This window comes from Erythrobacter sp. (genome assembly GCF_030066995.1).
Lineage (GTDB): Bacteria > Pseudomonadota > Alphaproteobacteria > Sphingomonadales > Sphingomonadaceae > Erythrobacter.
In genome coordinates, this window is sequence record NZ_JASJAP010000003.1 from 51,420 (window position 1) to 76,917 (window position 25,498).

General features: G+C 63.4%; 35 protein-coding genes. 15 read left to right on the forward strand and 20 right to left on the reverse strand.

The window, feature by feature from the left end; translation table 11 throughout:
- Positions 1-137: 137 nt before the first annotated feature.
- Positions 138-2,750, reverse strand: a complete 2,613-nt coding sequence (locus QNI87_RS08775) for a M14 family zinc carboxypeptidase (protein WP_300595835.1) — start codon at positions 2,748-2,750, stop codon at positions 138-140.
- A gap of 244 nt (positions 2,751-2,994) precedes the next feature.
- Between QNI87_RS08775 and QNI87_RS08780 the strand changes: the two genes are divergently transcribed.
- Positions 2,995-3,345 carry a hypothetical protein gene (locus QNI87_RS08780; protein WP_300595836.1) on the forward strand — a complete coding sequence of 117 codons (351 nt, stop codon included), beginning with the start codon at positions 2,995-2,997 and terminating at the stop codon, positions 3,343-3,345.
- Positions 3,346-3,364: 19 nt separating this feature from the next.
- Here the strand turns inward: QNI87_RS08780 and QNI87_RS08785 are convergent, their stop codons facing one another.
- The 9 genes from QNI87_RS08785 to leuC form a co-directional block, all read right to left on the reverse strand.
- Complete coding sequence (locus QNI87_RS08785) at positions 3,365-4,159, reverse strand: NUDIX domain-containing protein (RefSeq protein ID WP_300595837.1); 795 nt, start codon at positions 4,157-4,159, stop codon at positions 3,365-3,367.
- Positions 4,160-4,629: 470 nt separating this feature from the next.
- Entirely contained in the window at positions 4,630-4,962 is a 333-nt protein-coding gene (gene grxD, locus QNI87_RS08790; protein WP_300595838.1) for a Grx4 family monothiol glutaredoxin, read from the reverse strand.
- 56 nt (positions 4,963-5,018) lie between these two features.
- A complete protein-coding gene (locus QNI87_RS08795) occupies positions 5,019-5,252 on the reverse strand; it encodes a BolA/IbaG family iron-sulfur metabolism protein (RefSeq protein ID WP_300595839.1) in 234 nt (77 codons plus the stop codon).
- 18 nt (positions 5,253-5,270) lie between these two features.
- Complete coding sequence (locus QNI87_RS08800) at positions 5,271-5,594, reverse strand: DUF1476 domain-containing protein (RefSeq protein ID WP_300595840.1); 324 nt, start codon at positions 5,592-5,594, stop codon at positions 5,271-5,273.
- Between the two features lie 94 nt (positions 5,595-5,688).
- Complete coding sequence (locus QNI87_RS08805) at positions 5,689-6,687, reverse strand: NADPH:quinone oxidoreductase family protein (protein ID WP_300595841.1); 999 nt, start codon at positions 6,685-6,687, stop codon at positions 5,689-5,691.
- Between the two features lie 27 nt (positions 6,688-6,714).
- On the reverse strand, positions 6,715-7,314 hold the full coding sequence (leuD, locus tag QNI87_RS08810; RefSeq protein WP_300595842.1) for a 3-isopropylmalate dehydratase small subunit: 600 nt from the start codon (positions 7,312-7,314) through the stop codon (positions 6,715-6,717).
- 16 nt (positions 7,315-7,330) lie between these two features.
- Positions 7,331-7,528, reverse strand: coding sequence for an isopropylmalate isomerase (locus QNI87_RS08815; protein WP_300595843.1), 198 nt, complete (start codon positions 7,526-7,528; stop codon positions 7,331-7,333).
- A 46-nt stretch (positions 7,529-7,574) separates the two neighbouring features.
- Positions 7,575-7,979, reverse strand: a complete 405-nt coding sequence (locus QNI87_RS08820; RefSeq protein ID WP_300595845.1) for an aldehyde-activating protein — start codon at positions 7,977-7,979, stop codon at positions 7,575-7,577.
- On the reverse strand, positions 7,976-9,409 hold the full coding sequence (gene leuC / locus QNI87_RS08825) for a 3-isopropylmalate dehydratase large subunit (RefSeq protein ID WP_300595846.1): 1,434 nt from the start codon (positions 9,407-9,409) through the stop codon (positions 7,976-7,978). The genes QNI87_RS08820 and leuC overlap by 4 nt, the downstream gene beginning before the upstream one ends.
- 124 nt (positions 9,410-9,533) lie before the next feature.
- Between leuC and QNI87_RS08830 the strand changes: the two genes are divergently transcribed.
- Genes QNI87_RS08830 through QNI87_RS08845 form a run of 4 tightly spaced genes read left to right on the forward strand, consistent with a single transcriptional unit; the run spans position 9,534 to position 11,724 of the window.
- Positions 9,534-9,947 carry a thioesterase family protein gene (locus tag QNI87_RS08830; protein WP_300595847.1) on the forward strand — a complete coding sequence of 138 codons (414 nt, stop codon included), beginning with the start codon at positions 9,534-9,536 and terminating at the stop codon, positions 9,945-9,947.
- A 54-nt stretch (positions 9,948-10,001) separates the two neighbouring features.
- Positions 10,002-10,808, forward strand: a complete 807-nt coding sequence (locus QNI87_RS08835) for a fatty acid desaturase (protein ID WP_300595848.1) — start codon at positions 10,002-10,004, stop codon at positions 10,806-10,808.
- Positions 10,805-11,311, forward strand: coding sequence for a sterol desaturase family protein (locus tag QNI87_RS08840; protein WP_300595849.1), 507 nt, complete (start codon positions 10,805-10,807; stop codon positions 11,309-11,311). Before QNI87_RS08835 ends, QNI87_RS08840 begins: the two co-directional genes overlap by 4 nt.
- A 23-nt stretch (positions 11,312-11,334) precedes the next feature.
- Complete coding sequence (locus QNI87_RS08845; protein WP_300595850.1) at positions 11,335-11,724, forward strand: hypothetical protein; 390 nt, start codon at positions 11,335-11,337, stop codon at positions 11,722-11,724.
- Positions 11,725-11,728: 4 nt separating this feature from the next.
- Here the strand turns inward: QNI87_RS08845 and QNI87_RS08850 are convergent, their stop codons facing one another.
- The 10 genes from QNI87_RS08850 to QNI87_RS08895 form a co-directional block, all read right to left on the reverse strand.
- Complete coding sequence (locus QNI87_RS08850; RefSeq protein WP_300595851.1) at positions 11,729-12,076, reverse strand: YbaN family protein; 348 nt, start codon at positions 12,074-12,076, stop codon at positions 11,729-11,731.
- Positions 12,077-12,083: 7 nt separating this feature from the next.
- Positions 12,084-12,494, reverse strand: a complete 411-nt coding sequence (locus QNI87_RS08855) for a SufE family protein (protein ID WP_300596093.1) — start codon at positions 12,492-12,494, stop codon at positions 12,084-12,086.
- A gap of 161 nt (positions 12,495-12,655) precedes the next feature.
- Entirely contained in the window at positions 12,656-12,901 is a 246-nt protein-coding gene (locus tag QNI87_RS08860; protein WP_300596094.1) for a hypothetical protein, read from the reverse strand.
- A 114-nt stretch (positions 12,902-13,015) separates the two neighbouring features.
- Positions 13,016-13,372: a hypothetical protein gene (locus QNI87_RS08865; protein WP_300595852.1), complete on the reverse strand. Its 357-nt coding sequence runs from the start codon at positions 13,370-13,372 to the stop codon at positions 13,016-13,018.
- Positions 13,372-13,710: a hypothetical protein gene (locus tag QNI87_RS08870; protein ID WP_300595853.1), complete on the reverse strand. Its 339-nt coding sequence runs from the start codon at positions 13,708-13,710 to the stop codon at positions 13,372-13,374. Before QNI87_RS08870 ends, QNI87_RS08865 begins: the two co-directional genes overlap by 1 nt.
- Positions 13,710-14,024, reverse strand: coding sequence for a hypothetical protein (locus tag QNI87_RS08875; protein ID WP_300595854.1), 315 nt, complete (start codon positions 14,022-14,024; stop codon positions 13,710-13,712). The genes QNI87_RS08870 and QNI87_RS08875 overlap by 1 nt, the downstream gene beginning before the upstream one ends.
- 25 nt (positions 14,025-14,049) lie before the next feature.
- Positions 14,050-14,427 carry an envelope stress response membrane protein PspC gene (gene pspC / locus QNI87_RS08880; RefSeq protein WP_300595855.1) on the reverse strand — a complete coding sequence of 126 codons (378 nt, stop codon included), beginning with the start codon at positions 14,425-14,427 and terminating at the stop codon, positions 14,050-14,052.
- Entirely contained in the window at positions 14,424-14,732 is a 309-nt protein-coding gene (gene pspB / locus QNI87_RS08885) for an envelope stress response membrane protein PspB (protein ID WP_300595856.1), read from the reverse strand. Before pspB ends, pspC begins: the two co-directional genes overlap by 4 nt.
- A 3-nt stretch (positions 14,733-14,735) precedes the next feature.
- On the reverse strand, positions 14,736-15,584 hold the full coding sequence (gene pspA / locus QNI87_RS08890) for a phage shock protein PspA (RefSeq protein ID WP_300596095.1): 849 nt from the start codon (positions 15,582-15,584) through the stop codon (positions 14,736-14,738).
- Between the two features lie 128 nt (positions 15,585-15,712).
- Entirely contained in the window at positions 15,713-15,871 is a 159-nt protein-coding gene (locus tag QNI87_RS08895) for a hypothetical protein (protein ID WP_300595857.1), read from the reverse strand.
- Positions 15,872-16,072: 201 nt separating this feature from the next.
- Here QNI87_RS08895 and pspF point away from each other — a divergent pair, with 201 nt between their 5' ends.
- From pspF to infB, 10 genes are all read left to right on the forward strand, one after another.
- Entirely contained in the window at positions 16,073-17,125 is a 1,053-nt protein-coding gene (gene pspF, locus QNI87_RS08900) for a phage shock protein operon transcriptional activator (RefSeq protein ID WP_300595858.1), read from the forward strand.
- A gap of 70 nt (positions 17,126-17,195) precedes the next feature.
- Entirely contained in the window at positions 17,196-17,546 is a 351-nt protein-coding gene (locus QNI87_RS08905) for a metalloregulator ArsR/SmtB family transcription factor (RefSeq protein ID WP_300595859.1), read from the forward strand.
- Entirely contained in the window at positions 17,543-17,968 is a 426-nt protein-coding gene (locus QNI87_RS08910) for a VOC family protein (protein ID WP_300595860.1), read from the forward strand. Before QNI87_RS08905 ends, QNI87_RS08910 begins: the two co-directional genes overlap by 4 nt.
- 110 nt (positions 17,969-18,078) lie before the next feature.
- Positions 18,079-18,435 carry a hypothetical protein gene (locus QNI87_RS08915; protein ID WP_300595861.1) on the forward strand — a complete coding sequence of 119 codons (357 nt, stop codon included), beginning with the start codon at positions 18,079-18,081 and terminating at the stop codon, positions 18,433-18,435.
- Positions 18,436-18,506: 71 nt separating this feature from the next.
- Entirely contained in the window at positions 18,507-19,100 is a 594-nt protein-coding gene (locus tag QNI87_RS08920) for a hypothetical protein (RefSeq protein WP_300595862.1), read from the forward strand.
- Positions 19,101-19,186: 86 nt separating this feature from the next.
- Positions 19,187-19,633 carry a PilZ domain-containing protein gene (locus QNI87_RS08925; RefSeq protein WP_300595863.1) on the forward strand — a complete coding sequence of 149 codons (447 nt, stop codon included), beginning with the start codon at positions 19,187-19,189 and terminating at the stop codon, positions 19,631-19,633.
- 192 nt (positions 19,634-19,825) lie between these two features.
- Positions 19,826-20,398: a ribosome maturation protein RimP gene (gene rimP / locus QNI87_RS08930; RefSeq protein WP_300595864.1), complete on the forward strand. Its 573-nt coding sequence runs from the start codon at positions 19,826-19,828 to the stop codon at positions 20,396-20,398.
- A 102-nt stretch (positions 20,399-20,500) separates the two neighbouring features.
- Positions 20,501-22,144 carry a transcription termination factor NusA gene (nusA, locus tag QNI87_RS08935; RefSeq protein ID WP_300595865.1) on the forward strand — a complete coding sequence of 548 codons (1,644 nt, stop codon included), beginning with the start codon at positions 20,501-20,503 and terminating at the stop codon, positions 22,142-22,144.
- Entirely contained in the window at positions 22,125-22,913 is a 789-nt protein-coding gene (locus QNI87_RS08940) for a DUF448 domain-containing protein (protein ID WP_300595866.1), read from the forward strand. The genes nusA and QNI87_RS08940 overlap by 20 nt, the downstream gene beginning before the upstream one ends.
- 17 nt (positions 22,914-22,930) lie before the next feature.
- A complete protein-coding gene (infB, locus tag QNI87_RS08945; RefSeq protein ID WP_300595867.1) occupies positions 22,931-25,495 on the forward strand; it encodes a translation initiation factor IF-2 in 2,565 nt (854 codons plus the stop codon).
- Positions 25,496-25,498 lie beyond the last annotated feature (3 nt).

Sequence of the window (25,498 nt, forward strand, 5' to 3'; positions counted from 1 at the left end):
CTTTCCTCGCCGCTGTTCCCTTCGCCCGGACGCGGGCCGGGCTGCGGGGCGGGCTGGGGGGCGGCTGCGGGCGAGCGGTCGCTCTTGCGAACCTTTTCGGGTTCGGGCGCTCGTACGATCGGTTGCCTTTGCGCGGTCTAGTCCGTCTCGTTCTCCGGATCGTAATCGCCGCGCGGGGCGTCGATCAGCGAGGAGAAGAAGATCGCGTTCATCAGCAGCTTCTCGGTGCCCGGATAGGTGCCGCGAAAGACCGGGTTGTCGGCCATCAGGATCACCGCGCCGCTTTTCACGCGCTCGGCGACGACGGAGGGCGTGCCCGCGATCTCCTCCTGACGGCGCTGAGAGGCGTAGCCGGTAAGCAGAGGTTCCTGCGTGTATTGGACCGGCACCGCATACGGATTGTCCTCGGGACGTGTAAGCGTGAAGCTCTCATTGCGGTGCACGGGCAGATCGCGATCGGCAAAACCGAAGCCGAGCGGGTGCGAGGTGTCGAGATCGGCGGCAAAGATCGCGCCGCCGATCACGTGCTCCGCGTCGCGCACGCTCATATCGGCGAAGTCGAGACGCTCTGGCACGGTGCCGGTTTCACCGTCTTCCTCCGACGCTTCCTCGGGCGCTTCCTCGCTTTCGTCTTCCTCATCCGCGCGTCCAAGGATCGCCTCTTCGGCCCACAGCGCCGCGTCGCGCGTCGCGATCAGCGTGCCGCCGTTTTCGATCCAGCCTTTGACCGCCTCGGTCAGATCCTCATCGAACGCCGCCTCGCCCCCGACGAGAACAAGGTGCGTGTATTCGCTCCAGTCGAGCGAGCCCAGATCGTCCTTCTTGACGATGGTGACCGGCACGCGGTGGCGAAAATCGAGCGTCCACCACACCTCGCCCACATCATAGCGCGCAAGCCCGCCTTCATAGGCGAGCACGACGCGTGGATTTTCCAGCGCGCGATTGATGGCGACCGCGCCCAGATCCTTGCCCGTCACCGGCGTCAGCCCCGTGGTCGCGGCGTAGACCGGCACGCCGTCCTTGGCGGCGATTTCCTCCATGATCGCGTGAATCTCCTCGCGCGGGGTTTCCTGCCGGGCGAGGGGGACGAAGATCGAGCCCCGGCCCAGCGGCACATCGCCTGCGGTCGTGCGCACCACCGTTTCTTCCATCGCAGCGCGGGCCATCACGTCTTTTGAAAGAATGCGGTTGAGCGCGCGCGGGGCGTAAGTGTGCGACCAGTCGAAGACATAGCCATAAGAGGCGCGGTCCGGAGCGGGCGCGCTCTGAAACCCGCCATCGGCCAGATCGCCCGCCGGGGCAGAGCCGACCTGTGAATATTCAAGATCGTAGGCGAGTGGCAGTGTCCAGCCCGACACGTCGTAAAAGACGTTCTCCTCAAACCTCGTCAAGCGTTCGAAGATGCCGCGGATCATGCGACTGTTGGTCTGTGCGGTGGGCACGAAATAGCTCGTCCCGGCGGGATAGATCCGCCCGTCCGCCGACACATCGCCCGACAAGCGGCGAACCGCGATGTCGTGCATGTTGAGCAGCCGCACAAAGCGCGCCGCGCGTTCGGGATCGCCCTTTGCTGTAAACACCCATCCGCCACGCCCTGCGGCCTGACGGGCGTTCTCGGCGAAGAAATCGCGCTGATAGGCGGTGATCTGGTCGCGCAGGTCGAGCGAACCCTGGATCGTTGTCAAAGCGGTGCGAAAATGCGTGCGCGCGTTGTCGGCGGTCTCGACCAGCCCGCGCTCGGTCTCAACCGATCCGCCGCGCGCCGCGCCCGCCTCGAACAGGATGCCGAGCGAACCGTTGATCTGCGGATAGGTCGAGCCCTTGCCGATATAGAAATTATCGAAGCCCTCTTCGGTCGAATAGAGCCGCGCCTCGCTGTCCATGAAGGCGGCGTGGCGCTGACCGATCGCTTGCGTCAACTCGCGCGCGCGCCGGGGGATCAGCGGGTTGCGGCGCAGCTCCTCTCCGGGGTGGAAGTAGTAAGGCGAGGACGAGCCCATCTCGTGATAGTCGGCGGAGACCATCGGCTTCCATTTGTGCCACTGGCGAATCCAGGCCTGGCTTTCGGGCTGGGTGAGCAGCAGCCACTGGCGGTTGAGATCGAACCAGTAATGGTTGACCCGCGCCTCGGTCCACAGATTGTGCGCCGCGTCGTTCAAATCGGTATTTTCGCCGTAGGACCAGAAGGTCTCGACATGGTTGATGCGCCGGGCGTGGCCGTCGGGGTTGAAGGTGACGGTGACGATCATCACCGCGTCGCTCAGCTGCGCTTCGACCGCCGGCCCCTGCGCGGCGGCGTAGTGATACAGCAGCGGGATCGCGCCATCCATCGAGGAGGTTTCCGAGCCGTGCACGCCCCAGTTGATCCAGAGCACCATGGGGGCCGCACTCGGCGCCGCGTTACCCTCCAGCCGGGCAAGATGCGTCTGGCGGATTGTTTCGATATTAGCGTGATTGGTGGGGCTTGTGACCGTGAAAGTCAGGATCGGGCGGCGCTCATGCGAATAGCCGATCGTCTCGACGCTGATCCGGTCCGAGCGTTCGGCAAGGCCCCGCAGATAGGCCACCATGTCCGCGTAGCGCACCGGGCGCTCGCCGATCTCATAGCCCGCTTGGTCTTCGAAGGCCGGAACGCTTTCATCGTAGGTCACACCCTCGACCTGAAAGAACTCAACCGGTTTGGCGGATGCGGGCGCCAATGAGAGCGAGGCTAGTGAAAGGGCTAAGACAGCGAAAGCGCGGCGCAGCATGGCGGCTCCTTGAGTTGTGCGGCGTGGCGCGGACATCGAGGGCTCGAGCGCGCGTTTGATCCTTTTGCTGAACGGCGCTGGCGCTCTTGTCAAAGGAAAGCGCAAGACCCGCGTCGGTCTCGCTTCATCGCGCTCAGCAAAGGGGTGAGGAATGGGGTGTTGCCAAATGCGGGGACCAGTTCGGTTGCCGTTCAGCTTGAGACGACAAGTGTAGTCACACCCTTGCAAACAGGAGAAACCCGTCATGCGCACGATCCTTGTTCCCTTGCTCGCCGCCACCGCGCTCGCCGTGCCCGTCTCCGCGAGCGCCCACGATCCGGAGATCATCGTCGATGGCAAGCGCGGGCTTGAGATCTCGCCCAACAACGAGAGCAATCCGTGGTGGATCGATTACCAGACCGATCTCAGCGAGGCGAAGCGCGAGCTCAGGAGCGATTTGCGGCGCGCGACCGATTACGAGGATCGGGTCGAGGCCAAGGCCGAATATCAGCGCGAAGTGGCCGATGCGAAGCACGATTACCGCAAGGAAATGGCCGAGCGCGGCTATCGCGTCGTGAGTTTTCGCGAGAACAGACGCGAATTTTACCGGCGCTGACCCCTGGGTTTAAGGGCGTTCAGCCCCGCGCCACGGTTTCCAGCAATTCGGCGGTGATCGGATATCCGGCGTCTTCCATAATGGTCAGCATCGGGGTGCCGGTGCTGTCATCGACCTTGGGCACGATCGTCTTGACCGGGATCGCCTCGGCCTGAGCGCGCGCCTCGGCGAAGCTTGTAAAGAGCGCGAGGCGTTCAAGGTTGCGGCGGGTGGGAAAGATCAGCTTGATCTCGCCGCGCTCGGCTGACTCCAGCGCCCCTTGCGCGCTGGTCCAGAACAGCTTGGTATTCTCCGAATTGTCGACCGACACATCGACCGCGCCGGTGCCAAGGTCGGCGAGGTAGAAGCGGGTGTCGTAGACGCGCGAGAGGTTCTCATTCTTGGGAAACCAGCGCGCGAAGGGCACGATTTGATCAAGGTCCAGTTCCCAGTCGAAAGCGCTGAGCACAGGGGCGAGCGCCTTTTTCTCCTCCAGCAAGCGGCGGGCCTGCTGCGCGGTTGCGGCGGAGATGCCGCCCCTGAGCCCCAGCGCAAGGCCCGTCTCTTCCAGCGTCTCGCGCACGGCGGCTATCTGGTGGCCGGCTTCATCGGGGGTAAGGCCGCCTTGCGCGGCAACCGCTTCGCCAAGCGCGAAGTCCTCGGGATCAACCCGCCCGCCGGGAAACACAGCCATTCCGCCTGCAAACGCCATGGTGCGCGAGCGCACCGTCATCAGAATTTGCGGCGCGCCGCCATCAGGACAGGCGCGAAAGATGACGATCGTGGCAGCGGGAATGCCCTGGGGAGTTCGCTTCTGGGAAGGGGAGTCGCTCATGGCGCGTGTGATGGCGTGCGTTCGCGCGCTTGCCAAGCGACACAGTTGAAACTGGCCTGTTTGCGAGCCGACCAGTGCCCAGGCGTGGCGCGCCGGATTAGTGTCGGACCACTTTACAACCGCGCTTATGGTTGCGCGCCCATTAACCGTCCAAGCGGCTGATAAACGGAATGTTCAATATTTTGGCACAGGGAGTGCATACCTATTGGCAGACCCAGTGGTCTTCTAAGCGAGGTTGGATCTTCCTGGTCTCTGGTCCGACCTCCCCGTGCAAAAAAAAGCCGCCTTGGGTTTGGTCACCCAGGGCGGTTTTTTTTGATTTTAGAGGGTTATCCGGTGAGACGGTGCGGTTCCGGTCGCGTGGACTGTCGGCAAGCAACCGGGCGACCGACCGCGGGCGCGCCAACGCTGGCAGCGCAAAAGGCGCAAAGGGCCTGAAGATGAGCGCCCGGATCGGCGCTCGCAAAACCTTACGTCGCGGCCGCAGTGATCCCATTGTCGTCCATCAGCTGTTTCAGCTCGCCCGCCTCGAACATCTCCATCATGATGTCGCTGCCACCGACGAACTCGCCCTTGACATAGAGCTGGGGGATGGTCGGCCAGTCTGAATAGGCCTTGATGCCCTGCCGGATATCCATGTCCTGCAGGACATCGACGCTTTCATAGGCGACGCCGACGTGATCGAGGATCGCTACTGCGCGGCTCGAAAAGCCGCATTGCGGGAAGAGCGGCGTGCCCTTCATGAACAGGACGACATCGTTGTCGCCAACGAGGGTGGAGATGCGTTCGTTGATATCAGCCATGGGTGTTCGGCCTTCATCTGGGTGGATGTGTGATAGCGGGTGCCCCGCGCTAGCGCCTACTTGGGCACCACGGTCGTGACTTGCAAGGCGTGCAGTTCGCCGCCCATCTTCTCCCCGAAGGCGGCGTAGACCATCTTGTGCTGCGCAACGCGTGTCTTGCCTGCGAATTGCGGGGCGGTCACGCGCGCGGCCCAGTGGTCGTCATCCCCGGCGAGATCGGTAAGCTCAACCACCGCACCGGGCAGCTCCGCTTCGATTGCGGCGATAATGTCTTCGCCCTTCATCGGCATCGGTGCGTCTCCGGTGCGTTAAAGTTCGCTGGTGAGCTGGCGCTTGGCTTCCACCGCCATCTGATCCAGCTTCACGCGAATGTCGGCCTCGCTCACATCCGCGTTGGCTGCGGTGAGATCGCCCAAAAGCTTGCGGATCACGTCTTCATCGCCCGCCTCTTCGAAATCGGCCTGCACCACCGCTTTCTTGTACGCGTCGGTTTCTTCGGGCGTCAGGTTCATCAGGCCCGCGGCCCATTCGCCCAGCAGGCGGTTGCGGCGCGCGGAAATCTTGAACTGGAATTCTTCGTCCATCGCGAAGTGAGCTTCTTCGGCGCGTTCGCGGTCTTTGAATTCGGTCATCGGTCCCTCCGAAAATGATACCGTGTGGGAATAGGCGGGGGCGCGAAGGGCGGCAAGCCAATCCTGCCCCAATTCGTGCTTAGTCCATTGAGCGCTATTCCATCGTCACGACAAGCTTGCCAACCGCCTCGCGGTTTTCGAGTTTGGCGATGGCTTCGCCCGCGCGTTCCAGCGGAAAGGTTTCGGAGACCAGCGGGTCGATCTTGCCGTCCTTCATTAGCTGGAAGAGCTCTTGAACCTGCGCCATGAACCTGGCGGGTTCGCGCGCGGTAAAGGCGCCCCAGAACACCCCGCAAATGTCGCAGGATTTGAGCAGCGTGAGGTTGAGCGGCATCCTGGCGATGCCCGCCGGAAAACCCACGACCAGAAAGCGCCCCTCCCAGGCGATGGCGCGCAAAGCGGGCTCGGAATACTGGCCGCCAACAATATCGTAGACGATGTCGGCGCCGTTGGGACCGCAGGCGGCCTTGAACGCGTTCGCGAGTTCCTTGGACGCGGCCTTGTCCATCTCACCGCGCGGATAGATGACGACCTCGTCCGCGCCCGCCTTTCTGGCGACCTCGCCCTTGGCCTCGCTGGAAACCGCCGCGACGACGCGCGCGCCGAAGGCCTTGGCCAGCTCGATCGCGGAAAGTCCGACGCCGCCCGCCGCGCCGAGGATCAGCACCACATCGCCTTCCTTGATGTGGCCGCGATCCTTGAGGCCGTGTATCGTGGTGCCATAGGTCATCAGCAGCGAGGCGGCCTTCTCGAACGGGACGCCATCGGGGATCGGGAACATGCGATTGGCGGGGACAATGGCCTTTTCGCGCAGGCCCCCATTGCCCATGCCCGCCATCACTCGGTCGCCGATCTTGAAGTTCTCCACCCCTTCGCCGACCGCTTCGACAATTCCCGCCAGCTCCCCGCCGGGCGAATAGGGCCGCTCGGGCTTGAACTGGTAAAGGTCGCGGATCATCAGCGTGTCGGGATAGTTGATCGCGCAGGCCTTGACCGCAACCAGCACCTCACCCTTGCCAGGAGTGGGCACATCGATTTCGTCAAGCGTCAGGGTCTCGGGGCCGCCGACCTCGTGGGTGCGAATGGCTTTCATCGGTTTCTCTCTCCCGTTTCTGTGAGGTCAGGTATTGGTACCAGCGCTCAGCCAGCCCTGCGTGGCCGCGCGGCGCTTCTCGAACGAGCCGATGGCCGCGTCACGCTCCAGCGTCAGCGCCACTTCGTCGAGCCCGTTGAGCAGGCAGCGCTTGCGGAAGGGGTCGATCTCGAAGGGGAAGCGATCCTGATACTCGGTGGTCACGGTCTGCGTGTCGAGGTCGACCGTGATCGGCGATCCTTCGCGCGCGACTTCCATCAGGCGGTCGATTGCGTCCTGCGGCAAAACCACGGGCAGGATGCCGTTCTTGACCGCGTTGCCCGAGAAGATGTCGGAATAGCTCGGCGCGATGACCACGCGGATGCCCAGATCAAGGATCGCCCAGGCGGCGTGTTCGCGGCTGGAGCCGCAGCCGAAATTGTCGCCCGCGATCAGGATAGGTGCGCCAGCATAGGCCGGATCGTCGAACACATTGCCAGGGGTCTCGCGCACCGTTTCGAACGCCCCTTCGCCAAGGCCGTCGCGGGTGATGGTCTTGAGCCATTTGGCCGGGATGATGACGTCGGTGTCGACGTTCTTCTGGCCAAAGGGGGTGGCCGTGCCGGTGACGGTCTTGAGCGTGTCCATAGGGCGTCGTGAGTCTTCAGTCGGTTTCCGGCGGTTCGCCCGAGGGCGGCGTCTTGACTTGCTCTGCGCCGATCGCGCTGTCCTCCGGCTTCTTGCGGAACCGGCGCCCGGCATAGAGCAAGGCCGCAGCGATGGCCGCGGATCCGATAGCCGCCGCGCCCACGGCGACAGCGGAGGTTTTCTTGTCTTCGGGGTCGGGGGTCTTGTCGGTCATGGTTTTCTCTTGGTCCGCTCTCTCCTGCGATGCAAGATAGCAGGGTTTACAGAAACGCGTCCACGCCCAGTTTCCCGGGCGGGCGGCGATCGCCGGGTGCGGTTTCTCCAAACCAGTTGCGCCCATCCGGAAAGCGCGCTTCGACGCCGTAGAGTTCGGCGGGCTCGAAAATGCGCGCGTTAACGCCCATGCGGTCGCCCTCCAAGTGCTCGGTCAGAACCCAATGTGTGGTGGTCCCGCAATGGGGGCAATGGTGCACCTCAACCGCGGGTTCGTCGTAGTCGACGCGGCGGTAGCCGCGCGTTTCGCCCTTAACGGTAACATCCGCGCTTTCATAATAGCCCCAGACGCCGCCACTCTTGGCGCACAAGGAGCAATCGCAGAAATTCACGTAATCAGGCTTATGCGTCACCGTCACGCGCACCGCACCGCAATGGCACGAGCCGGTCACTTCTGAAGCTCCCGCACATCGGTCAGCTTGCCCGTCACCGCCGCCGCCGCCGCCATAGCGGGCGAGACGAGATGCGTGCGCGCTCCCGGCCCCTGGCGGCCCACGAAATTGCGGTTCGAAGTCGATGCGCAGCGCTCACCAGAAGGCACCTTGTCGGGGTTCATGCCCAGACACGCCGAGCAGCCCGGCTCGCGCCACTCAAAGCCCGCTTCGGTAAAGATGCGGTCGAGCCCTTCATCTTCCGCCATCGCTTTGACCAGGCCAGAGCCCGGCACCACTATGGCCCAGCGTACGTTGTCGGCCTTGCGCCGCCCGCGTAGGATTTCCGCCGCGCTGCGCAAATCCTCGATCCGGCTGTTGGTGCAGCTGCCGATGAAAATGTTCTCGACCGGCACGTCGGTCATCGCGGTGCCCGGGGAAAGCCCCATATAGTCGAGGCTCTTGGCGGCTGCCGCGCGCTTGCTCTCATCGGCGAAGCTGTCGGGCGAGGGCACCGAGCCGGTGATCGGCACCACGTCCTCGGGGCTTGTCCCCCAGGTTACGGTGGGCGCGACATCGGCGGCGTTGATCGTCACCGATTTTGCAAACACCGCGCCATCATCGCTGTGAAGCGTGCGCCAATAGGCGAGCGCGGCGTCCCAGTCGGCGCCTTTGGGCGCCATCGGGCGGTTCTTCAGATAGCGGAACACGGTCTCATCGGGCGCGATCAGCCCGGCTCTGGCCCCCGCCTCGATGCTCATATTGCACACGGTCAGGCGCTCTTCGACGCTCATCGCCTCGAACACGGGCCCACGATACTCGATCACGTGGCCGGTGCCACCCGCTGCGCCGATCACCCCGATGATGTGCAGGATCAGATCTTTGGCCGAAACGCCCGGCCCAAGAGCGCCTTCGACACACACTACCATCGGCTTGGATTGCTGAAGCAGCAGCGTCTGCGTCGCGAGCACGTGCTCGACCTCGCTGGTGCCGATGCCAAAGGCCAGCGCGCCAAGCCCGCCATGGCTCGCCGTGTGCGAATCGCCGCAGACAATCGTGGTGCCCGGAAGCGAGAAACCCTGTTCGGGGCCGACCACGTGGACAATTCCCTGCTCGGCGTCGGCGTCACCGATGTAGCGAATACCGAAATCGGGCGCGTTCTTTTCCAGCGCGGCGAGCTGCGCTGCGCTTTGCGGATCGGCAATCGGCACCTTGCCCCCGCTTGCATCGCGGCGCGCGGTGGTGGGCAGGTTGTGATCGGGCACGGCGAGGGTGAGCTCGGGCCGGCGCACCGGGCGCCCCGCCATTCGCAGCGCCTCGAACGCCTGCGGGCTCGTCACTTCGTGGACCAGATGCCGGTCGATATAGATCAGCGAAGTCCCGTCCTCGCGGCGTTCCACCACGTGAGCGTTCCAGATTTTCTCGTAGAGGGTGAGGGGTTTGCTCGCCATGTCTCTCTTCGTGTCCTGCCCGCGGCGAGCAATTAGCGGTCATGGTGCAACACTGGCAAGTTTGACGCCGAATTAGGGGCAATTTCTCATGGAATTTTGAGAAACGCCGCGCTAACTTACACGCATGTCAGCAACATCGCACTCCGCGCCATTCCGATTCCCCATCAAGGTTGTTCCCGATGACATCGACTTCATGGGGCATGTGAACAACGCGCGGTATCTCAATTGGGTTCAGGATGCGGTGCTTGAGCATTGGCAAAGGCTCGCTCCGGCGGAAGAAGTGGCGAGCAAGGCGTGGGTGGCGCTGAAGCACGAGATCACCTATCGCAAGCCCGCATTTCTGGAAGACGACGTGATCGCTAGCACGGTGCTCGAACGCTATAACGGCGCGCGCGCGTTCTATCACACGGTGATCCAGCGCGGCGAGGAAGTGCTCGCCGAAGTGAAATCGAGCTGGTGCTGCCTCGACGTCGAGACCAAGCGTCCCGCGCGCATCGGTGAGCATCTGCGCGAGGTGTTTTTCCCGGCGGTGGATTGATCACGCCGCAGCGCCTATAGGCACCCAAATGCTACGCTCACGCGTATATACCGCATGACCACGCGCCATGCTCTTCCCAGCCAGCCCATTCAGCGGGCGATCGGTTTGTCGCTGGCGGCGTTGGTGGCGGGAGGCTGGCTCGGTGTGCATTTCTACGGCATGTTCGTGTTCGAGCTGACCTGGGACAGCCTGCCGCTTGCGCTCGCTCTGGCGGCGCTGCAAATCTGGCTGAGCGTAGGCGTGTTCATCATCTGCCACGATGCCATGCATGGCACACTCGCTCCCGGGTGGCCTCGGGTCAACGCGGCGATAGGCGCGCCGCTCTTGATGCTGTACGCCGGGTTCAAGTGGAAGCGGATGCGCGATGCGCATTTCGTCCATCACAAGCTGTCAGGGCACAAGGGCGATCCCGACTTTGACGAAGAGCATCCCAGCAGCTTCGTCCACTGGTACTGGACCTTCTTCAAGCGCTATTTCGGCTGGTTCTCGCTGATTTTCGTGCACACGGTGGTGGGGATTTACCTGTTCGTCTTCGATATCCCCTTTATGCAGATTTTCGTGCTGTATGGCGCGCCTGCGCTGCTTTCCTCGCTCCAGCTGTTCTACTTCGGCACCTTCCGTCCGCATCATCAAGCCGCTGACAAACCCTTCGCCGATACGCACAACGCGCGCAGCAACGATTTTCACCCGCTCGCCAGCCTCGCCACCTGTTTCCATTTCGGCTATCATCTGGAGCATCATCGCGCTCCGCACGTGCCCTGGTGGGCGCTGCCGGGTGCCAAGAAAGCGGGGATCGGCGCTGTAACGCCTTCGTCGGACTTGGCGGCGGCGGATGCGGGGCCTAAGGAAGCGGCGCTATGACCCTGACCTGGTTCGAGGTGTTCCTGACCGTGATGTCGTCCCTCATCGGGATGGAGTTGTTCGCCTGGTGGGCGCACAAATACATCATGCACGGTTGGGGCTGGGGCTGGCACCGCGACCACCATGAACCGCATGACAACACGTTTGAGCGCAACGATCTGTTCGCGGTGGTCTTCGGCACGATCAACGCCGCCATGTACATCTACGGCTCGCTCTATTGGGACTGGCTGTGGTGGTTCGCGGTCGGTATCTCGCTCTATGGCGTGATCTACACGCTGATCCACGATGGTCTGGTGCACCAGCGCTATTTCAAATGGGTGCCCAAGAAAGGGTATGCCAAGCGGCTGGTGCAGGCGCACAAGCTCCACCACGCGACCATCGGCAAAGAGGGCGGCGTCAGCTTCGGCTTTGTCTTCGCGCGCGATCCGCAAGTGCTCAAGAAAGAGCTGAAAGAGCAGCGCGAGGCGGGCGTCGCGGTCGTTCGAGACAGCGTGGGGGCCTGAGGCGCTCGTGCTAGAGGCGTTGAGTGCCCGATCCGCTTAATCTGACGGGCAAATGGGGCGGGGTGTTTTCTTACCCAAGCGACTACGCGCCGACCACGCCTTTCCTCGCCGACATTATCGAAGAAGCGGGCGCGTTTAGCGGCACGACGATTGAGCCCGATCTTTACAGCGACAGCCCGGCCAACGCGCGCATCACCGGGCATCGCAGCGGGCGCTCGGTTGATTTCACGAAAGTCTATCCGGGGCGCCGCGATGGCTATGCGAACCCGGTCGATTATGTCGGGCAGCTGAGCGAAGACGGGCTGGTGATCACCGGTGTGTGGTCGCTTCTCCAATGGAATGGCGAGTTTGAGATGACCCGCGAAACCGGGCTGCAAGTGGCCGAAGAAGAACGCGCCGAGGTCGAAGTCTAAACGCTCATTCGGGCCGGGTCGCGATCCAGCCGCCTCCCACCACCAGAACCGCCACCGAAATCCACACCCAGGGAAAGCCAAGGGTCAACCAGGTGAATCCGACGCCCGTTGCAATGGAGCCGATTGCCATGACCTTGGCCTGGCGCGAAATCGCCCCTCGCTCGCGCCAATCCCTGACTTGTGGTCCCCAGTGAGGATGGTCGAGAATGCGCTGTTCCCACGCCGGATTGCTTCGCGCAAAGCAGAACACGGCGAGCAACAGAAACGGCACGGTCGGTATGATGGGCAGGGCCGCCCCGATCGCGCCCAGCCCAACGAAGAACAAGCCAGCGGCGAGATAAAGCCGCCGCACGCCGGCCTCAGGCCGCAGCCGCCAGCCGCGCCGCGTGTTCCTTCACCAGCGCGATCATGTTGGGCACGCCCTGGGTGCGGTTGCTGGAGAGCTGGTTCTTGAGATCGAAGGGTTCCAGCGCGCCGGTCACATCCATGCTCGCGACTTCGCTGGCGGGCTTGTCCTGCACCGCCGAAATCACCAGCGCGACGATGCCCTTGGTGATCGCGGCGTTGCTGTCGGCCAGGAAATGCAGCGTGTCGCTGTCTTCGGTGGGATAGACCCACACCGCCGCCGAGCAGCCGCGCACGAGCGTCGCGTCGGTCTTGAGCGCGTCGGGCATGTCCTCAAGCTCTCGGCCAAGCTCGATCAGCAGGCGATAACGCTCATCGCCTTCGAGGAATTCGTATTCTTCGAGAATGTCGGATAGGGATCGCAAGGTGTCAAATCTCGTCATTGCGAGCGGAGCGAAGCAATCCAGGGCCTTGCGCGCGTCCGCCCCTGGATTGCGTCGTCGCTGCGCTTCTCGCAATGACGACCCCTGGGACCCACGGCTATTTAGTCCGGGCGCGCGAATGTTCCACCCCGCGGCTGTCCGCCCTACAGTTCAACCCCGCTGGCGATCGCTTCCAGCTTCTTGATCCGCTCTTTCATGTCGGCCAGTTCGATCCGCGCCGCGCCCACGCTGATCTGAGAGTTGTCATCGGCGGCCGGTTTCTCGGCGCTGTGGCTCTCCAGTTCGCGGCGCTTGAGCGACAGCCAGTCCTGCCAGGCGCGCAGCAGCGCGAAGACGACGAGCGTGATCGCGACAAGACAGGTCAGGGCAACCACCAGAGTCGGGTCCATCGGGGCCGGAGCGGCGTTCGTCAGCGACGTTTCAAGAGCGGGGGTGAAAGAAGGGGCATCAATCATGGGCTCGGATCCTGTCTCTTGCGCTTGATCGTTCTTTCGTGCGTTCGGTTACGCGTCGCTGGAGGCTCGCGATGCGTCGGTGGTTCTGCTTTCCGGGGTCTTGTCAGCCGGCAGGCTGGGCGGCTTGGCTTCGCGCAGGGCTTCGATTTCGGAGGCGATCCGCGCCCTCTCGCGCGCATCGTTGGAATTGTTGTCCGTTGCGATGCGTTCAAGCACGGCGATGCGCTTCTTCAGCTCGGCGATCTCGGCTTCCGCCGCGCTGGTGTCGGGCGCGGATTGCGGGGGAAAGACGGGGTTGCCGTCCTCATCGCGCGTCACACCCATTTCGCGATCGTGGCGACGAGTCCACACGGTGACCAGAGCCCAGATTGCGACGACGATGACAACGGCGGTCCAGAAACTCATTACGCGTTCCCTTCGTCCTGGCGGCTTTCCAGCGCGCGCTCGCGCAGCGCGTCGATCTCGGCGCCGAGGTGGTATCCCCCATCGGTGACGATGCGCTCGACGTTTGCGAGGCGGTCCTTGACCGAACCCAGCTCGGCGCGCAGCTCGGCGTTTTCCTGCGTCAGCAGGGCCACGCGTTCCTTTGCCTGATTATCGGTCACGGGCTTAAGTGTCTGGCCCCAGCTTCCTTCGAGTGGGTATCCATTCTTGACGCGCAGCCATGTGGTGAAGACCCACCCTGCGACAGCGCCCAGGCCCACAACGGTAAGGAGTTCGGTGGTGATAAGCTCTTGTAGCATCAGACCTTTTCCTTGCTTCCAAAATCGAGCGGAATGCCGGTGTTCGCTGCCTCGGTTTCACGCGTGTCGCGCAGCGCTTCGATTTGCGTGGCGACATCGTAGCCGCGGTCGGTGACGATGCGCTCAAGCACGACGACCCGATCTTCGAGCCGTTGCACCTGGCTGGCGTATTGCGCCGCTTTCTCAGCGGTGTGCTCAGCGGTCTTGTCGGCCTGAATCTCGGCCATCCTCTGCTGGTGTTTGGCCCAGATCGCGACGATCGGGATCATCACCCCGATGATCGGTATCAGGAGTGCCAGTTGTCCGGGTTCCATGATGTTTGCCCCTGCTTGGTGTGGATTAGCGCAGCCGCTCGATTTCGGCGGTCAGGCGCGGATTGCTTGAGACATAGTGCGCTTCGACGGAGGCGAGGCGGCGGTCGATGTCGCGGAAGTTGGCGCGGATTTCGCGGGCGGTGCGTTGCGGGCTCTGCCGCACGCGCTGCCAGTACTTCTCCTCGGCCGTGTCGCGGTACAGATGCGGCGGCTTCTTGTTCAGGACGAGCCCGAGCAGGAAGTAGAAGAGGATCGAGGACCCGCTGGTCATGAAGATCGAGGCGACCGCGGCCAGGCGGATCCAGATCGTGTCGATCCCGGTGTACTCGGCGATGCCCGAGCACACGCCCATGATCTTGCCGTTGTGCTTGTCACGGTAGAGCTTGGTGCGCGGCGAGTTCACGACTTGGTTCCTTTCTTCTCTTGCATCATCATTTCGAGTTCACGCAGTTGCTGGTTGTCGCTGTCCTGGTCGGCCTGCAGGCGCTTGACCGGGGTGAAGCTGGGATCGTCGGCGGCGACCAGGCGCTCGACCGTGTCCATCCGTTCATCCAGGCGCTTGGCGAGGTTGTAGAGCTCTTCGAGCAGCACCTCATCGTCCGAGGTGATGGTCGCGGCGGTCTTCCACTTTGTCATGTAATGCAGAATGATCCACGGCAGACCGATGAAGAGCATCCCGACAACAAGGACTGGGATAAGGTCGTCCATCGATTATTCCCCTTTCTTGGCGTCGGATTTACCGAGCGCCTTTTTCATTTCAGCGAGTTCGTCATCGATGGCGTCGGAGCCTTCGAGAGCGGCAATTTCATCAGCAAGGCTGGGCTGGTCTTCGCCGATGCTGATCGCGTCGGCGCGGCCTTCGGCGTAATCCACGCGGCGTTCGAGCTGGTCGAACTTGGCGAGCGCGTCATCGGTGCGCTCGGTGCTCATCAGCGAGCGCAGCTTGACCCGGTTTTCCGCGCTTTCGAGCCGTGCAGCGATCGCCGACTGACGGCTGCGCGCCTCTCGCAGGCGGTGCTGCAGTTTGGCAATGTCTTCCTCATAGGCGCGCAGCGCGTCGTCGAGCACGGCGATCTCCGCCTTGAGCTGGTTGCCCATGTCGGCGGCCTTCTTCTTCTCGACCAGAGCCGCGCGGGCCAGATCCTCGCGATCTTTCGACAGCGCCAGCTGCGCCTTCTCGCCCCAGTCGGCCTGAAGCTTGTCGAGCTTGACAACATGGCGGTGCATTTCCTTCTGGTCCGCGATGGTGCGCGCGGCGCTGGCGCGCACTTCGACCAGGGTCTCCTCCATTTCGAGGATGATCATGCGGATCATCTTGGAAGGATCGTCCGCCTTATCGAGCATGTCGTTGAAGTTGGCAGCGATAATGTCCCTGGTGCGGCTGAAAATGCCCATGAAGGCTACTCCATCTAGAAACGGGTTGTTGGCGCGCTGACCGTCCTCGTCAGGCGATTGTCTTGACCGACCTTGCGTCGGAGTGGGGCTGCGACGCAAGGCCTCGATTTCGGCGTCGAGCCTGGAAAGCTGCGCGGGGCGGGTAACGCTGCGCTCAGGCGACAAGTCGGCACCAGGCTTGGGGCGGGCCGGAGCGGCGGTGTCGGGGGCACCGCCATTTACGGGGACTGAGCGCTCCGGCCCTAACGCGTTACCGCTTGCCTTTGAGGTTTTCCGGTCGGTCACGATCACTCTCAGGCCAGTTCGACCGCCGCGATCAGTTCGCTCGCGCCAGCAAAGCTGTTCGGGGTGGTTTGAAGCTGGGTCGTCAACGCGATCATTGCGGTCGTCGCCAGAACGCTGGCGAAAGCGGCCTGACCAAGCTTGCTGTTCCAGAAGGCTTTGTCGTACATGTGGGTCACTCCCTCGAATGGCGCGGCGCCGCGGTCTGTCGGGGCCGGATTGTCTGTCTTGCCCCTTGCTCTGCAACCGGCGTGCCAAACTGAGAAAATCGCGGAAATCTGCGGTGTTTCCCTCCGAACACTCATTACCATATGGTTTCCATTGCCAAATCTTGGGAAAATTCCCTATATAGTGGCGCATAGGAGGGGTATGTGGAGCGCGAAAACCAATTTATCGGCCAGTCCGGTGCCTTTCTCGACGCGGTGGAGCGCACCAGCCGCGCCGCGCCCATGGAGCGGCCCGTCCTCGTCATCGGCGAGCGCGGGACCGGCAAGGAACTCATCGCCGAGCGCCTGCACCGCCTGTCCACGCGCTGGGACGAGCCGCTTGTCACCATGAACTGCGCAGCGCTTCCTGAGACGCTGATCGAGGCCGAATTGTTCGGTCATGAAGCGGGAGCCTTTACCGGGGCTACCAAAGCGCGCGCCGGAAGGTTCGAAGAAGCCGACAAAGGCACGCTGTTTCTCGACGAACTGGGCACGCTCTCGATGGGCGCGCAAGAACGCCTGCTGCGCGCGGTCGAATACGGTGAAGTCACGCGGATCGGTTCCTCGCGCCCCATCCGGGTCGATGTGCGCATTGTGGCGGCCACCAACGACGATTTGCCCGCTCTGGCCAAAAGCGGCGAGTTTCGCGCCGATCTGCTCGATCGCTTGAGCTTCGAGGTCATCACCCTGCCGCCCTTGCGCGTGCGCGAAGGCGATGTCGCGGTGCTCGCCGAGTATTTCGGTCGCCGGATGGGAGCCGAGCTCGATTGGCACGCCTGGCCGGGTTTTGCGGCGCATGTGACCGAGCAATTCGAAAACTACGCCTGGCCCGGCAATGTGCGCGAGCTTCGCAACGTGGTGGAGCGCGCGGTCTATCGCTGGGATGACCCCGAAACGCAGATCGCGCATGTCCAGTTCGATCCGTTCGAGAGCCCCTGGAAACCGAGCGCGCCGGCAACCCGCAAGAGCGTAGGCCGCGACGCGCCGCCGCCAGCGAGCGGGGCTGGGCAAGCCAGCGTTTCAGGGACGGCGCCCGATTACGACGCGATCGACGACCTGCGCGCCGCGGTCGACAGCCATGAAAGAGCCATCGTTCTGCACGCGCTGGGCAAGCATCGCTGGAACCAGCGTCAGACCGCCAAGGCGCTGGGCCTGAGCTACGATCAGCTGCGCCACGCGATCAAGAAACACGCCCTGATGGAAGAACAGGACGGCTGATACCCGGTGCCCGCCATCCGCAAGGGTTGACTCGCGGCATCATTTCGATATTTCTAGAAATATGGAAGTGATGGATGGTCGGCCGGATACGCTCGAAAGCGCCGTCAGCGCTCTGGGTGCGCTCGCGCAGGCCCACCGGCTCAGCGTCTTTCGCGAGCTTGTCGAGGCGGGCTCTTCCGGGCTTGCGGCCGGCGCGCTGGCGGACCGTCTTGCGGTGCCACGCTCCTCGCTCTCCTTCCACCTGTCAAACCTCAAGCAAACCGGATTGATCGCCGAGCGCCGCGCGGGGCGCTCGATCATCTACACCGCCAATTTTGCGCGGATGCGCGCGCTGGTCGCCTTTCTGCTGCACAATTGTTGCGCGGGCGACGCGGCGGCGGGCAAGCTTGTCGAGCAATTCGAAGCAGGAGATCTTGCATGAAGCGTTTTCACGTCAATCTGCGCGTGGCCGACCTGGAGGCCTCCACACGCTTTTACACCGAGATTTTCGGGGTCGAACCCGTCGTGAGCGAAACGGATTATCGCAAATGGATGCTCGATGATCCGCGGATCAATTTCTCGATCGAGCCTCAAGGCGCGTGCGAGGCGCAGAGCAGCCCGGACACCGGCGTGGCGCATCTGGGCCTTCAGGTCGACAGCCAGGCCGAGCTTGAGGAGATGCGAGCGCGGATCGGGAAGGCGGCGGCTCCCTCGTTCGACGAAGGCGAAACGCAGTGCTGCTACGCTCACTCTTTCAAGAGCTGGACGCGCGATCCCGACGGTGTGGTGTGGGAGACCTTCTTCACCGATGGCCAGCGGCGCGACTATGGAGCCGCGCCCCGGATCGCAGAGACGTTAAGCTAGGCCGCCCCATCGGGCTGGGCCCGGCGCGGTTATCCTAAGCAATTCATAACCCTTCGCGATTAACGTAGCGGCCCTGCGCGATGTGTGCAGGGTAAAGTTAACGGCGAAGCATGCGAATATTTGTCGAAATCCTTGAGAACTTTGCGGACGGCGTTCGCCTGATCGTCGGTGTTCTCACGCTGATCATCATGGGCACAGTCCTCGTTTTCACCTTCGGCGCTTCCTATGTCGCGACCGGGGCGGCCGAGGAGATCGCCGAGCACGCGGAAGAGGTCGGGAAAGGGGCGATCCGCGCCCAGATCGCGGCCGAACGCAACCGCGAGCTTGCCAAGGACGGCTGGGGTTACGAAGCCGCATCGGGCGCGGGATCTGGAACGGGCGTCGGCGATTTCGGAGCGGAAACCGGGCCCGATCGCGCGCGCCGCGCGCGCCAGGGTGGCGCGAACGATTGGGGCAGCGCTGAGTGACACGCCATGATCCCGTGCGACCCAGAGCATCCCTCGGTTCCGAACCACCAGGCTGAGCGCGAGTCGCTCCAATGATCGAGCGTCCGCATTTTCGCGACCACGATGCGTTCGGCGAACACGCGGACGGGTCCGAAGACGGGACTGGCGGCGATCCATCGAGCCTGCGGGATGCGGTTGCGTTCTGGACCGACGAGACGAAGGTGGAGGGGCCGTCGGACGAGGCGCAGCTTGAACACTTTCTCGAAACGCTTGAGCAGGCCACAGCGAACGCGCGCACCGAGGTCTCGACTGCGACAAACCCGGTCGGCCGCCGCGGCGCGGCGCGTCTGCGACTGAGTGTGCCCGCCGGCTTTACCGCTGTCGACCGCGCGCACTCCTGCATCTTGTTGAACCTCTCGCGGACAGGGGCCAAGATCGCCATTCTGGATCCGCTGCGCGAAGGCGATGGCGGGATTCTGAGATGCGGATCCCTTTCGGTTTTCGCGATCGTGGCGCGGCGCGAGTTCAGTCTCAACGCGCTCCGATTCGAAGAACCGATTGGCGACGAAGACGTGCTGGCCATGCGTCGCTATTACGAAACCTTCGAACTGCGTGAACGCCGCAAGCTGATCGAAACCGCTCGCCGCTGGGCAAGTGGAGACAGCAAGGACGGGCGCGCCATGTAGGCCGGAGCGCTGGCGGCGTCCTAAGCATTCCTCCCTAGAAGTGGCTTTGCGCCCCTTTAGGAGCGGATGGTCAGGGTTCGCTAGCTATGTCAGGGTCCCTCAGCTCTCTTGTCCGGCTGCCGCTTGGAGGCATCCCCTTCGTTGCCCCGCGCCCGGACGCCGATGAGGAACCCTTGGCGAATGTCGGCCGCCGCAGAGCGGCTCGGCTGAGGCTCTCGATCCCGGCGAAGCTGGTCACGCTCTCCGAAACGCGTCGCTGCGTCCTGCTCGACATTTCGCGCACCGGCGCGCAGATCAACCTCTCCAGGCCGCTCGGCGTCGGGGAGGCGGGGTTGCTGCAATTCGCCGATTACGAGTTGTTCGTAAGCGCCATCCGCGCGGCTACCGGGCGCAACGGGCTGGAATTCGACGCACAGATTGCGGATGAGGACGTGCTCGAAATCCGGCGGTTCGCCGACACGTTCGAACTCGATCAACGCCGGGCCTTGCTTCGCGAGGCGCAGCAATGGGCCACGGGCCGCGCGGCGGCTTGACCGCCAAGGCCCGGCGCTCGGCTGAGCTCCGAAGAAAATCAGCGCAGACGCTCTTGCCAAACGGGGCGGGCACGCCTACCTCGCATGCATCCCGACATTGTTGAGATCGTGACGGGCTGGCGCCGACAGGGGCCGGCACAAAGTGTCTTGGCTGACGCAGCGGGGTCATGGACGCAGAGTATAAAGGACCGGATGACCGACCTCACACGCCTTGTTGAACTGGTTGAGCCCGAGGCTCGCGCGCTCGGCTTTGAGCTGGTGCGCGTCCAGATGATGCAGTCCGAGGCGGGGGAAGGTGGCCAGGCGCTTCAGATCATGGCGGAAGACCCCGCAACGGGGCAGCTGGTGATCGAGCAGTGCGCCAGGCTTTCGCGCAAGGTCTCCGATCTGATCGACGAGCGTGAGGAAGCTGGCGAGGTGCTGGTGGAAGGCGCCTATCATCTCGAAGTGTCCTCGCCCGGAATTGATCGCCCTTTGACGCGGGATAAGGACTTCGCGAACTGGGCCGGACACGAAGCGCGCATCGTGATGCAAAAGGGGTGGACCGGCGAAGAGAAAGCGCAGCGCGTGTTCAAGGGCGAGCTCAAGGGCCTTGAAAACGGGGTCGTCTCGCTCGACGAAACCAAGATGGGCGTGGTGGTGGAGTTGCCGCGCGAGAAGATTCACAGCGCAAAGCTGGTCCTGACCGACAAGTTGATCGCTGCCACCAAGCCGCTCGATGCGAGCGGTGCGGATGATATTGTAGAGGAACACGACGAAGATTGACGTGCAGCCGCTCCCCCGCGAAGGCGTGGGTCCAGTCGGCACCAAGAGCAACTGGGTCCCCGCCTTCGCGGGGACGCGTACAGAGAAGAAGGTAAAACGAAAATGGCCAGTGCGATTTCCGCCAACAAGGCAGAATTGCTTGCGATTGCGAATTCCGTCGCATCGGAGAAGATGATCGACAAAGCGATCGTCATCGAGGCGATGGAAGAGGCGATTCAGAAATCGGCTCGCAACCGCTACGGCGCGGAGAACGACATCCGCGCCAAGCTCGATCCGCAGACCGGCGATCTGACGCTCTGGCGTGTGGTCGAAGTGGTTGAAGAGGTCGAAGACTACTTCAAGCAGGTCGATCTCAAGCAAGCGCAAAAGCTTCAGGATGGGGCCGCGATCGGCGACTTTATCGTCGACCCGCTGCCCCCGGTGGATCTGGGCCGTATCGACGCGCAGAGCGCCAAGCAGGTGATCTTCCAGAAGGTGCGCGACGCCGAGCGTGAGCGCCAGTACGAGGAATTCAAGGACCGCGCGGGCGAGATTATCACCGGCGTGATCAAGTCGGTCGAGTTCGGCCATGTCATCGTCAACCTTGGCCGCGCCGAAGGCGTTATCCGCCGCGATCAGCAGATCCCGCGTGAAGCGGCCCGCGTGGGCGAACGTGTCCGCGCGCTGATCACCAAGGTTGAGCGCAATAATCGCGGCCCGCAGATCTTCCTGTCGCGCGCCGCGCCCGATTTCATGCGCAAGCTCTTCGCGCAGGAAGTGCCCGAGATTTACGATGGCATCATCGAGATCAAGGCCGCCGCGCGCGATCCGGGCAGCCGCGCGAAGATCGGCGTGATCAGCCACGACAGCAGCATCGATCCGGTCGGCGCGTGCGTCGGCATGAAGGGCAGCCGCGTGCAAGCGGTGGTGCAGGAACTTCAGGGTGAGAAGATCGACATCATCCCGTGGTCCGAAGACACCGCCACCTTTATCGTGAACGCGCTGCAGCCCGCAACGGTCAGCCGCGTCGTTCTCGACGAGGACGATGGCCGCATCGAAGTGGTCGTGCCCGACGATCAGCTCAGCCTGGCGATCGGTCGCCGTGGTCAGAATGTGCGTCTCGCCAGCCAGCTGACGACGCATCAGATCGACATCATGACCGAGGAAGAGGCGAGCGAAAAGCGCTCGAAGGAGTTCGCCGAGCGCTCCAAGATGTTCGAAGAGGAACTCGACGTCGACGAAACGCTCTCGCAGCTGCTCGTTGCCGAAGGCTTCGCGATGCTGGAGGAAGTCGCCTATGTCGAGCTGGCAGAGCTTGCGGCGATCGAGGGCTTCGATGAGGAACTGGCCGAAGAACTCCAGAGCCGCGCTGTCGAAGCCATTGAGCGTCAGGAAGAGGCGCACCGCACCGCGCGCCGCGAACTGGGTGTCGAAGACGATCTTGCGACCATGCCGCACCTGACCGAAGCGATGCTGGTCGTACTGGGCAAGGCGGGCATCAAGACGCTGGATGACCTGGCGGATCTGGCGACCGACGAACTCATCGCCAAGAAGCGCGAAGCGCCGCGTCGCCGCAACACCGCCGACGGCCCGCCGATGCGGCGTCCGCAGCGCGAGCAGGACAAAGGCGGCGTGCTTGGCGAATACGGCCTTACCGAAGAGCAGGGCAACGAGATCATCATGGCCGCCCGCGCGCACTGGTTCGAAGACGAGGAACCCGCCGCACAGGCGACTCAGGAGGCCGCCAATGCGGACTCCACCCAATGAGGCGCTGAACCCCGACATCGTCGAGGACCGCGCTCCCGGAAGCCATTCCGGGAGCGAACGCCGCTGCGTCCTTTCCGGAGAGACTCACCCGCGCGAGAGCCTTGTGCGCTTGGCGATCTCGCCCGCCAGGGACGATGGAACATGCGACGTGCTGCCCGATGCAGGGGCGAAGGCGCCGGGTCGTGGCGCGTGGATTGCGCCAGACAGCGCCGCGCTTGAAACCGCTATCGCCAATGGCCAGCTTAAAGGAGCGCTGGCGCGCGCGTTTAAGGGGGCAAAACTAACCATCCCCAACAATTTGCCAGAGCTCGTCGAGGCGGCCCTGCGCCGCCATGTGACGGATCGGCTGGGGCTGGAGATGCGCGCGGGCAACATCGTGCTTGGTTCGGGCCGGATCGCCGAGCAGGCGCGCTGCGGGTCGGTGGCGCTCTTGCTTCACGCGGCCGATGCCAGCGAAGACGGGCGCAAAAAGCTCGATCAGGCGTGGCGCGTCGGCCTCGATGCGCAAGGGTCCGGCGTGCGAGGCACCGTCTTGCCTCTGGACCGAGAGGCGCTGTCTGTGGCATTGGGCCGCGAAAATGTCGTCCATCTGGGCGTTTCGGGCCACTCTGGCGACTTGCGCGCGGCAAACAGAGTGGAGCAGGCGGTCTCGCGTCTGATGAAATTTGTCAGGACTGAACCGCTTGCAGCGGCCCAGCCCGATGCTCAAGGCGGGGCTGATGCGCCGTCTCATCTGTCTTCCGGACAGACGACACATGAGAATACGTGAAGGAATAACGAGCTAGAATGAGCGACGAAAACAACAAACGCACCCGTAAGCCGCTGGGCCTCAAACGGTCGGTCGACGCTGGCGAGGTCAAACAGACCTTTAGCCACGGCCGCACCAACAAGGTCGCGGTCGAGGTGAAGCGGCGCCGCAAGCTCGTGAAGCCGGGCGAAACCCCCGCGCCTGCGCCAGAGGCGACGCCCGCTCCCACGCCCGCGCCCGCTCCGGCCCCGGCTCCTGCGGCCAGGAAGACGGCTGCGCCCAAGAAAAAGGCGCCCGCTGGCGAGACAGCGCAGGAGCGCGTGAAGCGTCTGGAGCGTGAAGCGGAGGAAATGCGCCTCGCGCAGCAGGCTGAGGACCGCAAGCGCGAAGAGGAAGCGGCCAAGAAGCGCGAGCTGGACGAGAAGCGCCGCGCCGAGGAAAACCGCAAGGCCGAAGAAGAGGCCGAGAAGCGCGCCCGAGAAGAGGCCGAAGCCGCCGCCATGGCGGAGGCCGAAGCGGCGAAACAGGCCGCCGATGCAAGCGGCGCCGAGCCGGGCGAAGCGAAGGCGGGTGGCAAACCAACGGTCTCGCGCAAGTTCACGCCCGTCGCGCGGCCCGAACCCAAGCGCCCGGCCAAGAAGAAGGAAGAAAAACGCGCCGAGACAGTCGGCGGTGGCAAGGACAAGCGCCGTTCAGGCAAGCTCACCGTTTCCAAGGCTCTCAACGAAGACGAAGGGCGGCGCGCCCGCAGCCTCGCCGCGTTGAAGCGCGCGCGGGAGAAGGAACGCCGGATGCAGGGCGGGGGCTCATCGAAGCCCCGCGAAAAGCAGGTGCGCGACGTGGTCGTTCCCGAGGCGATCACCGTGCAGGAACTCGCCAACCGCATGGCCGAGAAGGGCGCGGATCTGGTGAAGGAATTGTTCAATCTGGGTATGATGGTGACCGTCAACCAGACGATCGACGCCGACACGGCGGAATTGCTGGTCGAACAGTTCGGCCACAACATCCAGCGCGTTTCGGAAGCCGATGTCGATATCTCGACCGAAGAGGATGTCGATCCCGAAGAGACCCTGAAGCCGCGCCCGCCCGTCGTGACGATCATGGGGCATGTCGATCACGGCAAGACCTCGCTGCTCGATGCGCTGCGCGGCACTGACGTGACCAAGGGCGAAGCCGGCGGCATCACCCAGCACATCGGCAGCTACCAGATCACCACCAAGGGCTCCGGTAAGGATAAGGGGCAGAAGATCACCTTCCTCGATACGCCCGGCCACGCCGCGTTTACCGAGATGCGCGCGCGCGGGGCGAACGTCACCGACATCGTTGTGCTGGTCGTCGCGGCGGATGACGGCATCATGCCGCAAACGATCGAGGCCATTAACCACACCAAGGCCGCCGGCGTCCCGATGATTGTCGCGATCAACAAGATGGACAAGCCCGAAGCCAATCCGGACAATGTGCGCAACCGTCTGCTTGAGCACGAAGTGATCGTGGAAAAACTCTCGGGCGATGTTCAGGATGTCGAGGTTTCGGCCACGAAGAAGACCGGCCTCGATGAGCTTCTGGAAGCCATCAACGTTCAGGCCGAACTGCTTGAACTCAAGGCCAATCCGGATCGCGATGCGGATGCGACCGTGATCGAAGCGCAGCTTGACAAGGGCCGCGGCCCGGTTGCGACCGTGCTGGTGACACGCGGTACATTGAAGCGCGGCGACACCTTTGTGGTCGGCACGCAGAGCGGGCGCGTGCGCGCGATCGTCGATGACCAGGGCAAACAGATCAAGAAGGCCGGCCCGTCCATGCCGGTCGAGGTGCTGGGCCTTGGCGGGGTGCCCTCGGCGGGTGACCAGCTTACCGTCGTCGAGAACGAGCAGCGCGCCCGCGAGGTCGCCGAATACCGACAAGAGAAAGCGACCGAGAAGCGCACCGCTCTGGCGCCGACCAGTTTCGATACGATGTTCAACAATCTGGCGAGCAACGTCATCGAGTGGCCGGTGCTGGTTAAGGCCGATGTGCAAGGGTCGGTCGAAGCCATTGTCAACGCGCTGCACAACATCTCGAACGACGAGATCAAGGTGCGCGTGCTGCACGCGGGCGTTGGCGCGATTACCGAGACGGATGTCTCGCTTGCCGCTGCGTCCAACGCGCCGATCATCGGCTTCAACGTTCGCCCCAATGCCAAAGCGCGCGAGCTGGTGAAGCGCGACGATGTGCGCATGATGTATTACGACGTGATCTATCATCTCACCGAAGAGGTGGCGAAAGAGATGGCGGGCGAGCTCGGTCCCGAACGGATCGAGACGGTTGTTGGCCGCGCCGAGGTCAAGCAGGTCTTCCCGGCGGGCAAGAAGGACAAGGCCGCGGGGCTCCTCGTCATCGACGGCGTTATCCGCCAGGGCCTGTTCACGCGTCTCACGCGCGAGGACGTTATCGTCTCGGCCACCAAGATCGCCTCGCTGCGGCGCTTCAAGGACGATGTGGACGAGGTCCGCGCCGGCCTCGAATGCGGCGTGGTGCTCGAAGACACGAACGACATCAAACCGGGCGACAACCTCGAAGTCTTCGAAGTCGAAGAGCGCGAGCGGACGCTGGAGGTTGGGTGATGA

What these genes read in the sequence shown, in the direction of transcription:
- QNI87_RS08805 (WP_300595841.1), bottom strand. Translation starts at nt 6,687, where the DNA reads ATGAAAGCCATTCGCACCCACGAGGTCGGCGGCCCCGAGACCCTGACG.
- QNI87_RS08780 (WP_300595836.1), top strand. Translation starts at nt 2,995, where the DNA reads ATGCGCACGATCCTTGTTCCCTTGCTCGCCGCCACCGCGCTCGCCGTG.
- QNI87_RS08940 (WP_300595866.1), top strand. Translation starts at nt 22,125, where the DNA reads ATGCGGACTCCACCCAATGAGGCGCTGAACCCCGACATCGTCGAGGAC.
- rimP (WP_300595864.1), top strand. Translation starts at nt 19,826, where the DNA reads ATGACCGACCTCACACGCCTTGTTGAACTGGTTGAGCCCGAGGCTCGC.
- QNI87_RS08840 (WP_300595849.1), top strand. Translation starts at nt 10,805, where the DNA reads ATGACCCTGACCTGGTTCGAGGTGTTCCTGACCGTGATGTCGTCCCTC.
- QNI87_RS08865 (WP_300595852.1), bottom strand. Translation starts at nt 13,372, where the DNA reads ATGAGTTTCTGGACCGCCGTTGTCATCGTCGTCGCAATCTGGGCTCTG.
- QNI87_RS08835 (WP_300595848.1), top strand. Translation starts at nt 10,002, where the DNA reads ATGACCACGCGCCATGCTCTTCCCAGCCAGCCCATTCAGCGGGCGATC.
- leuD (WP_300595842.1), bottom strand. Translation starts at nt 7,314, where the DNA reads ATGGACACGCTCAAGACCGTCACCGGCACGGCCACCCCCTTTGGCCAG.
- QNI87_RS08905 (WP_300595859.1), top strand. Translation starts at nt 17,196, where the DNA reads ATGGATGGTCGGCCGGATACGCTCGAAAGCGCCGTCAGCGCTCTGGGT.
- QNI87_RS08800 (WP_300595840.1), bottom strand. Translation starts at nt 5,594, where the DNA reads ATGACCGAATTCAAAGACCGCGAACGCGCCGAAGAAGCTCACTTCGCG.
- QNI87_RS08910 (WP_300595860.1), top strand. Translation starts at nt 17,543, where the DNA reads ATGAAGCGTTTTCACGTCAATCTGCGCGTGGCCGACCTGGAGGCCTCC.
- QNI87_RS08895 (WP_300595857.1), bottom strand. Translation starts at nt 15,871, where the DNA reads ATGTACGACAAAGCCTTCTGGAACAGCAAGCTTGGTCAGGCCGCTTTC.
- QNI87_RS08785 (WP_300595837.1), bottom strand. Translation starts at nt 4,159, where the DNA reads ATGAGCGACTCCCCTTCCCAGAAGCGAACTCCCCAGGGCATTCCCGCT.
- QNI87_RS08830 (WP_300595847.1), top strand. Translation starts at nt 9,534, where the DNA reads ATGTCAGCAACATCGCACTCCGCGCCATTCCGATTCCCCATCAAGGTT.
- QNI87_RS08920 (WP_300595862.1), top strand. Translation starts at nt 18,507, where the DNA reads ATGATCGAGCGTCCGCATTTTCGCGACCACGATGCGTTCGGCGAACAC.
- QNI87_RS08925 (WP_300595863.1), top strand. Translation starts at nt 19,187, where the DNA reads ATGTCAGGGTCCCTCAGCTCTCTTGTCCGGCTGCCGCTTGGAGGCATC.
- QNI87_RS08915 (WP_300595861.1), top strand. Translation starts at nt 18,079, where the DNA reads ATGCGAATATTTGTCGAAATCCTTGAGAACTTTGCGGACGGCGTTCGC.
- QNI87_RS08795 (WP_300595839.1), bottom strand. Translation starts at nt 5,252, where the DNA reads ATGCCGATGAAGGGCGAAGACATTATCGCCGCAATCGAAGCGGAGCTG.
- QNI87_RS08870 (WP_300595853.1), bottom strand. Translation starts at nt 13,710, where the DNA reads ATGCTACAAGAGCTTATCACCACCGAACTCCTTACCGTTGTGGGCCTG.
- QNI87_RS08815 (WP_300595843.1), bottom strand. Translation starts at nt 7,528, where the DNA reads ATGACCGACAAGACCCCCGACCCCGAAGACAAGAAAACCTCCGCTGTC.
- infB (WP_300595867.1), top strand. Translation starts at nt 22,931, where the DNA reads ATGAGCGACGAAAACAACAAACGCACCCGTAAGCCGCTGGGCCTCAAA.
- leuC (WP_300595846.1), bottom strand. Translation starts at nt 9,409, where the DNA reads ATGGCGAGCAAACCCCTCACCCTCTACGAGAAAATCTGGAACGCTCAC.
- QNI87_RS08860 (WP_300596094.1), bottom strand. Translation starts at nt 12,901, where the DNA reads ATGGACCCGACTCTGGTGGTTGCCCTGACCTGTCTTGTCGCGATCACG.
- QNI87_RS08875 (WP_300595854.1), bottom strand. Translation starts at nt 14,024, where the DNA reads ATGGAACCCGGACAACTGGCACTCCTGATACCGATCATCGGGGTGATG.
- nusA (WP_300595865.1), top strand. Translation starts at nt 20,501, where the DNA reads ATGGCCAGTGCGATTTCCGCCAACAAGGCAGAATTGCTTGCGATTGCG.
- QNI87_RS08775 (WP_300595835.1), bottom strand. Translation starts at nt 2,750, where the DNA reads ATGCTGCGCCGCGCTTTCGCTGTCTTAGCCCTTTCACTAGCCTCGCTC.
- grxD (WP_300595838.1), bottom strand. Translation starts at nt 4,962, where the DNA reads ATGGCTGATATCAACGAACGCATCTCCACCCTCGTTGGCGACAACGAT.
- pspB (WP_300595856.1), bottom strand. Translation starts at nt 14,732, where the DNA reads ATGGACGACCTTATCCCAGTCCTTGTTGTCGGGATGCTCTTCATCGGT.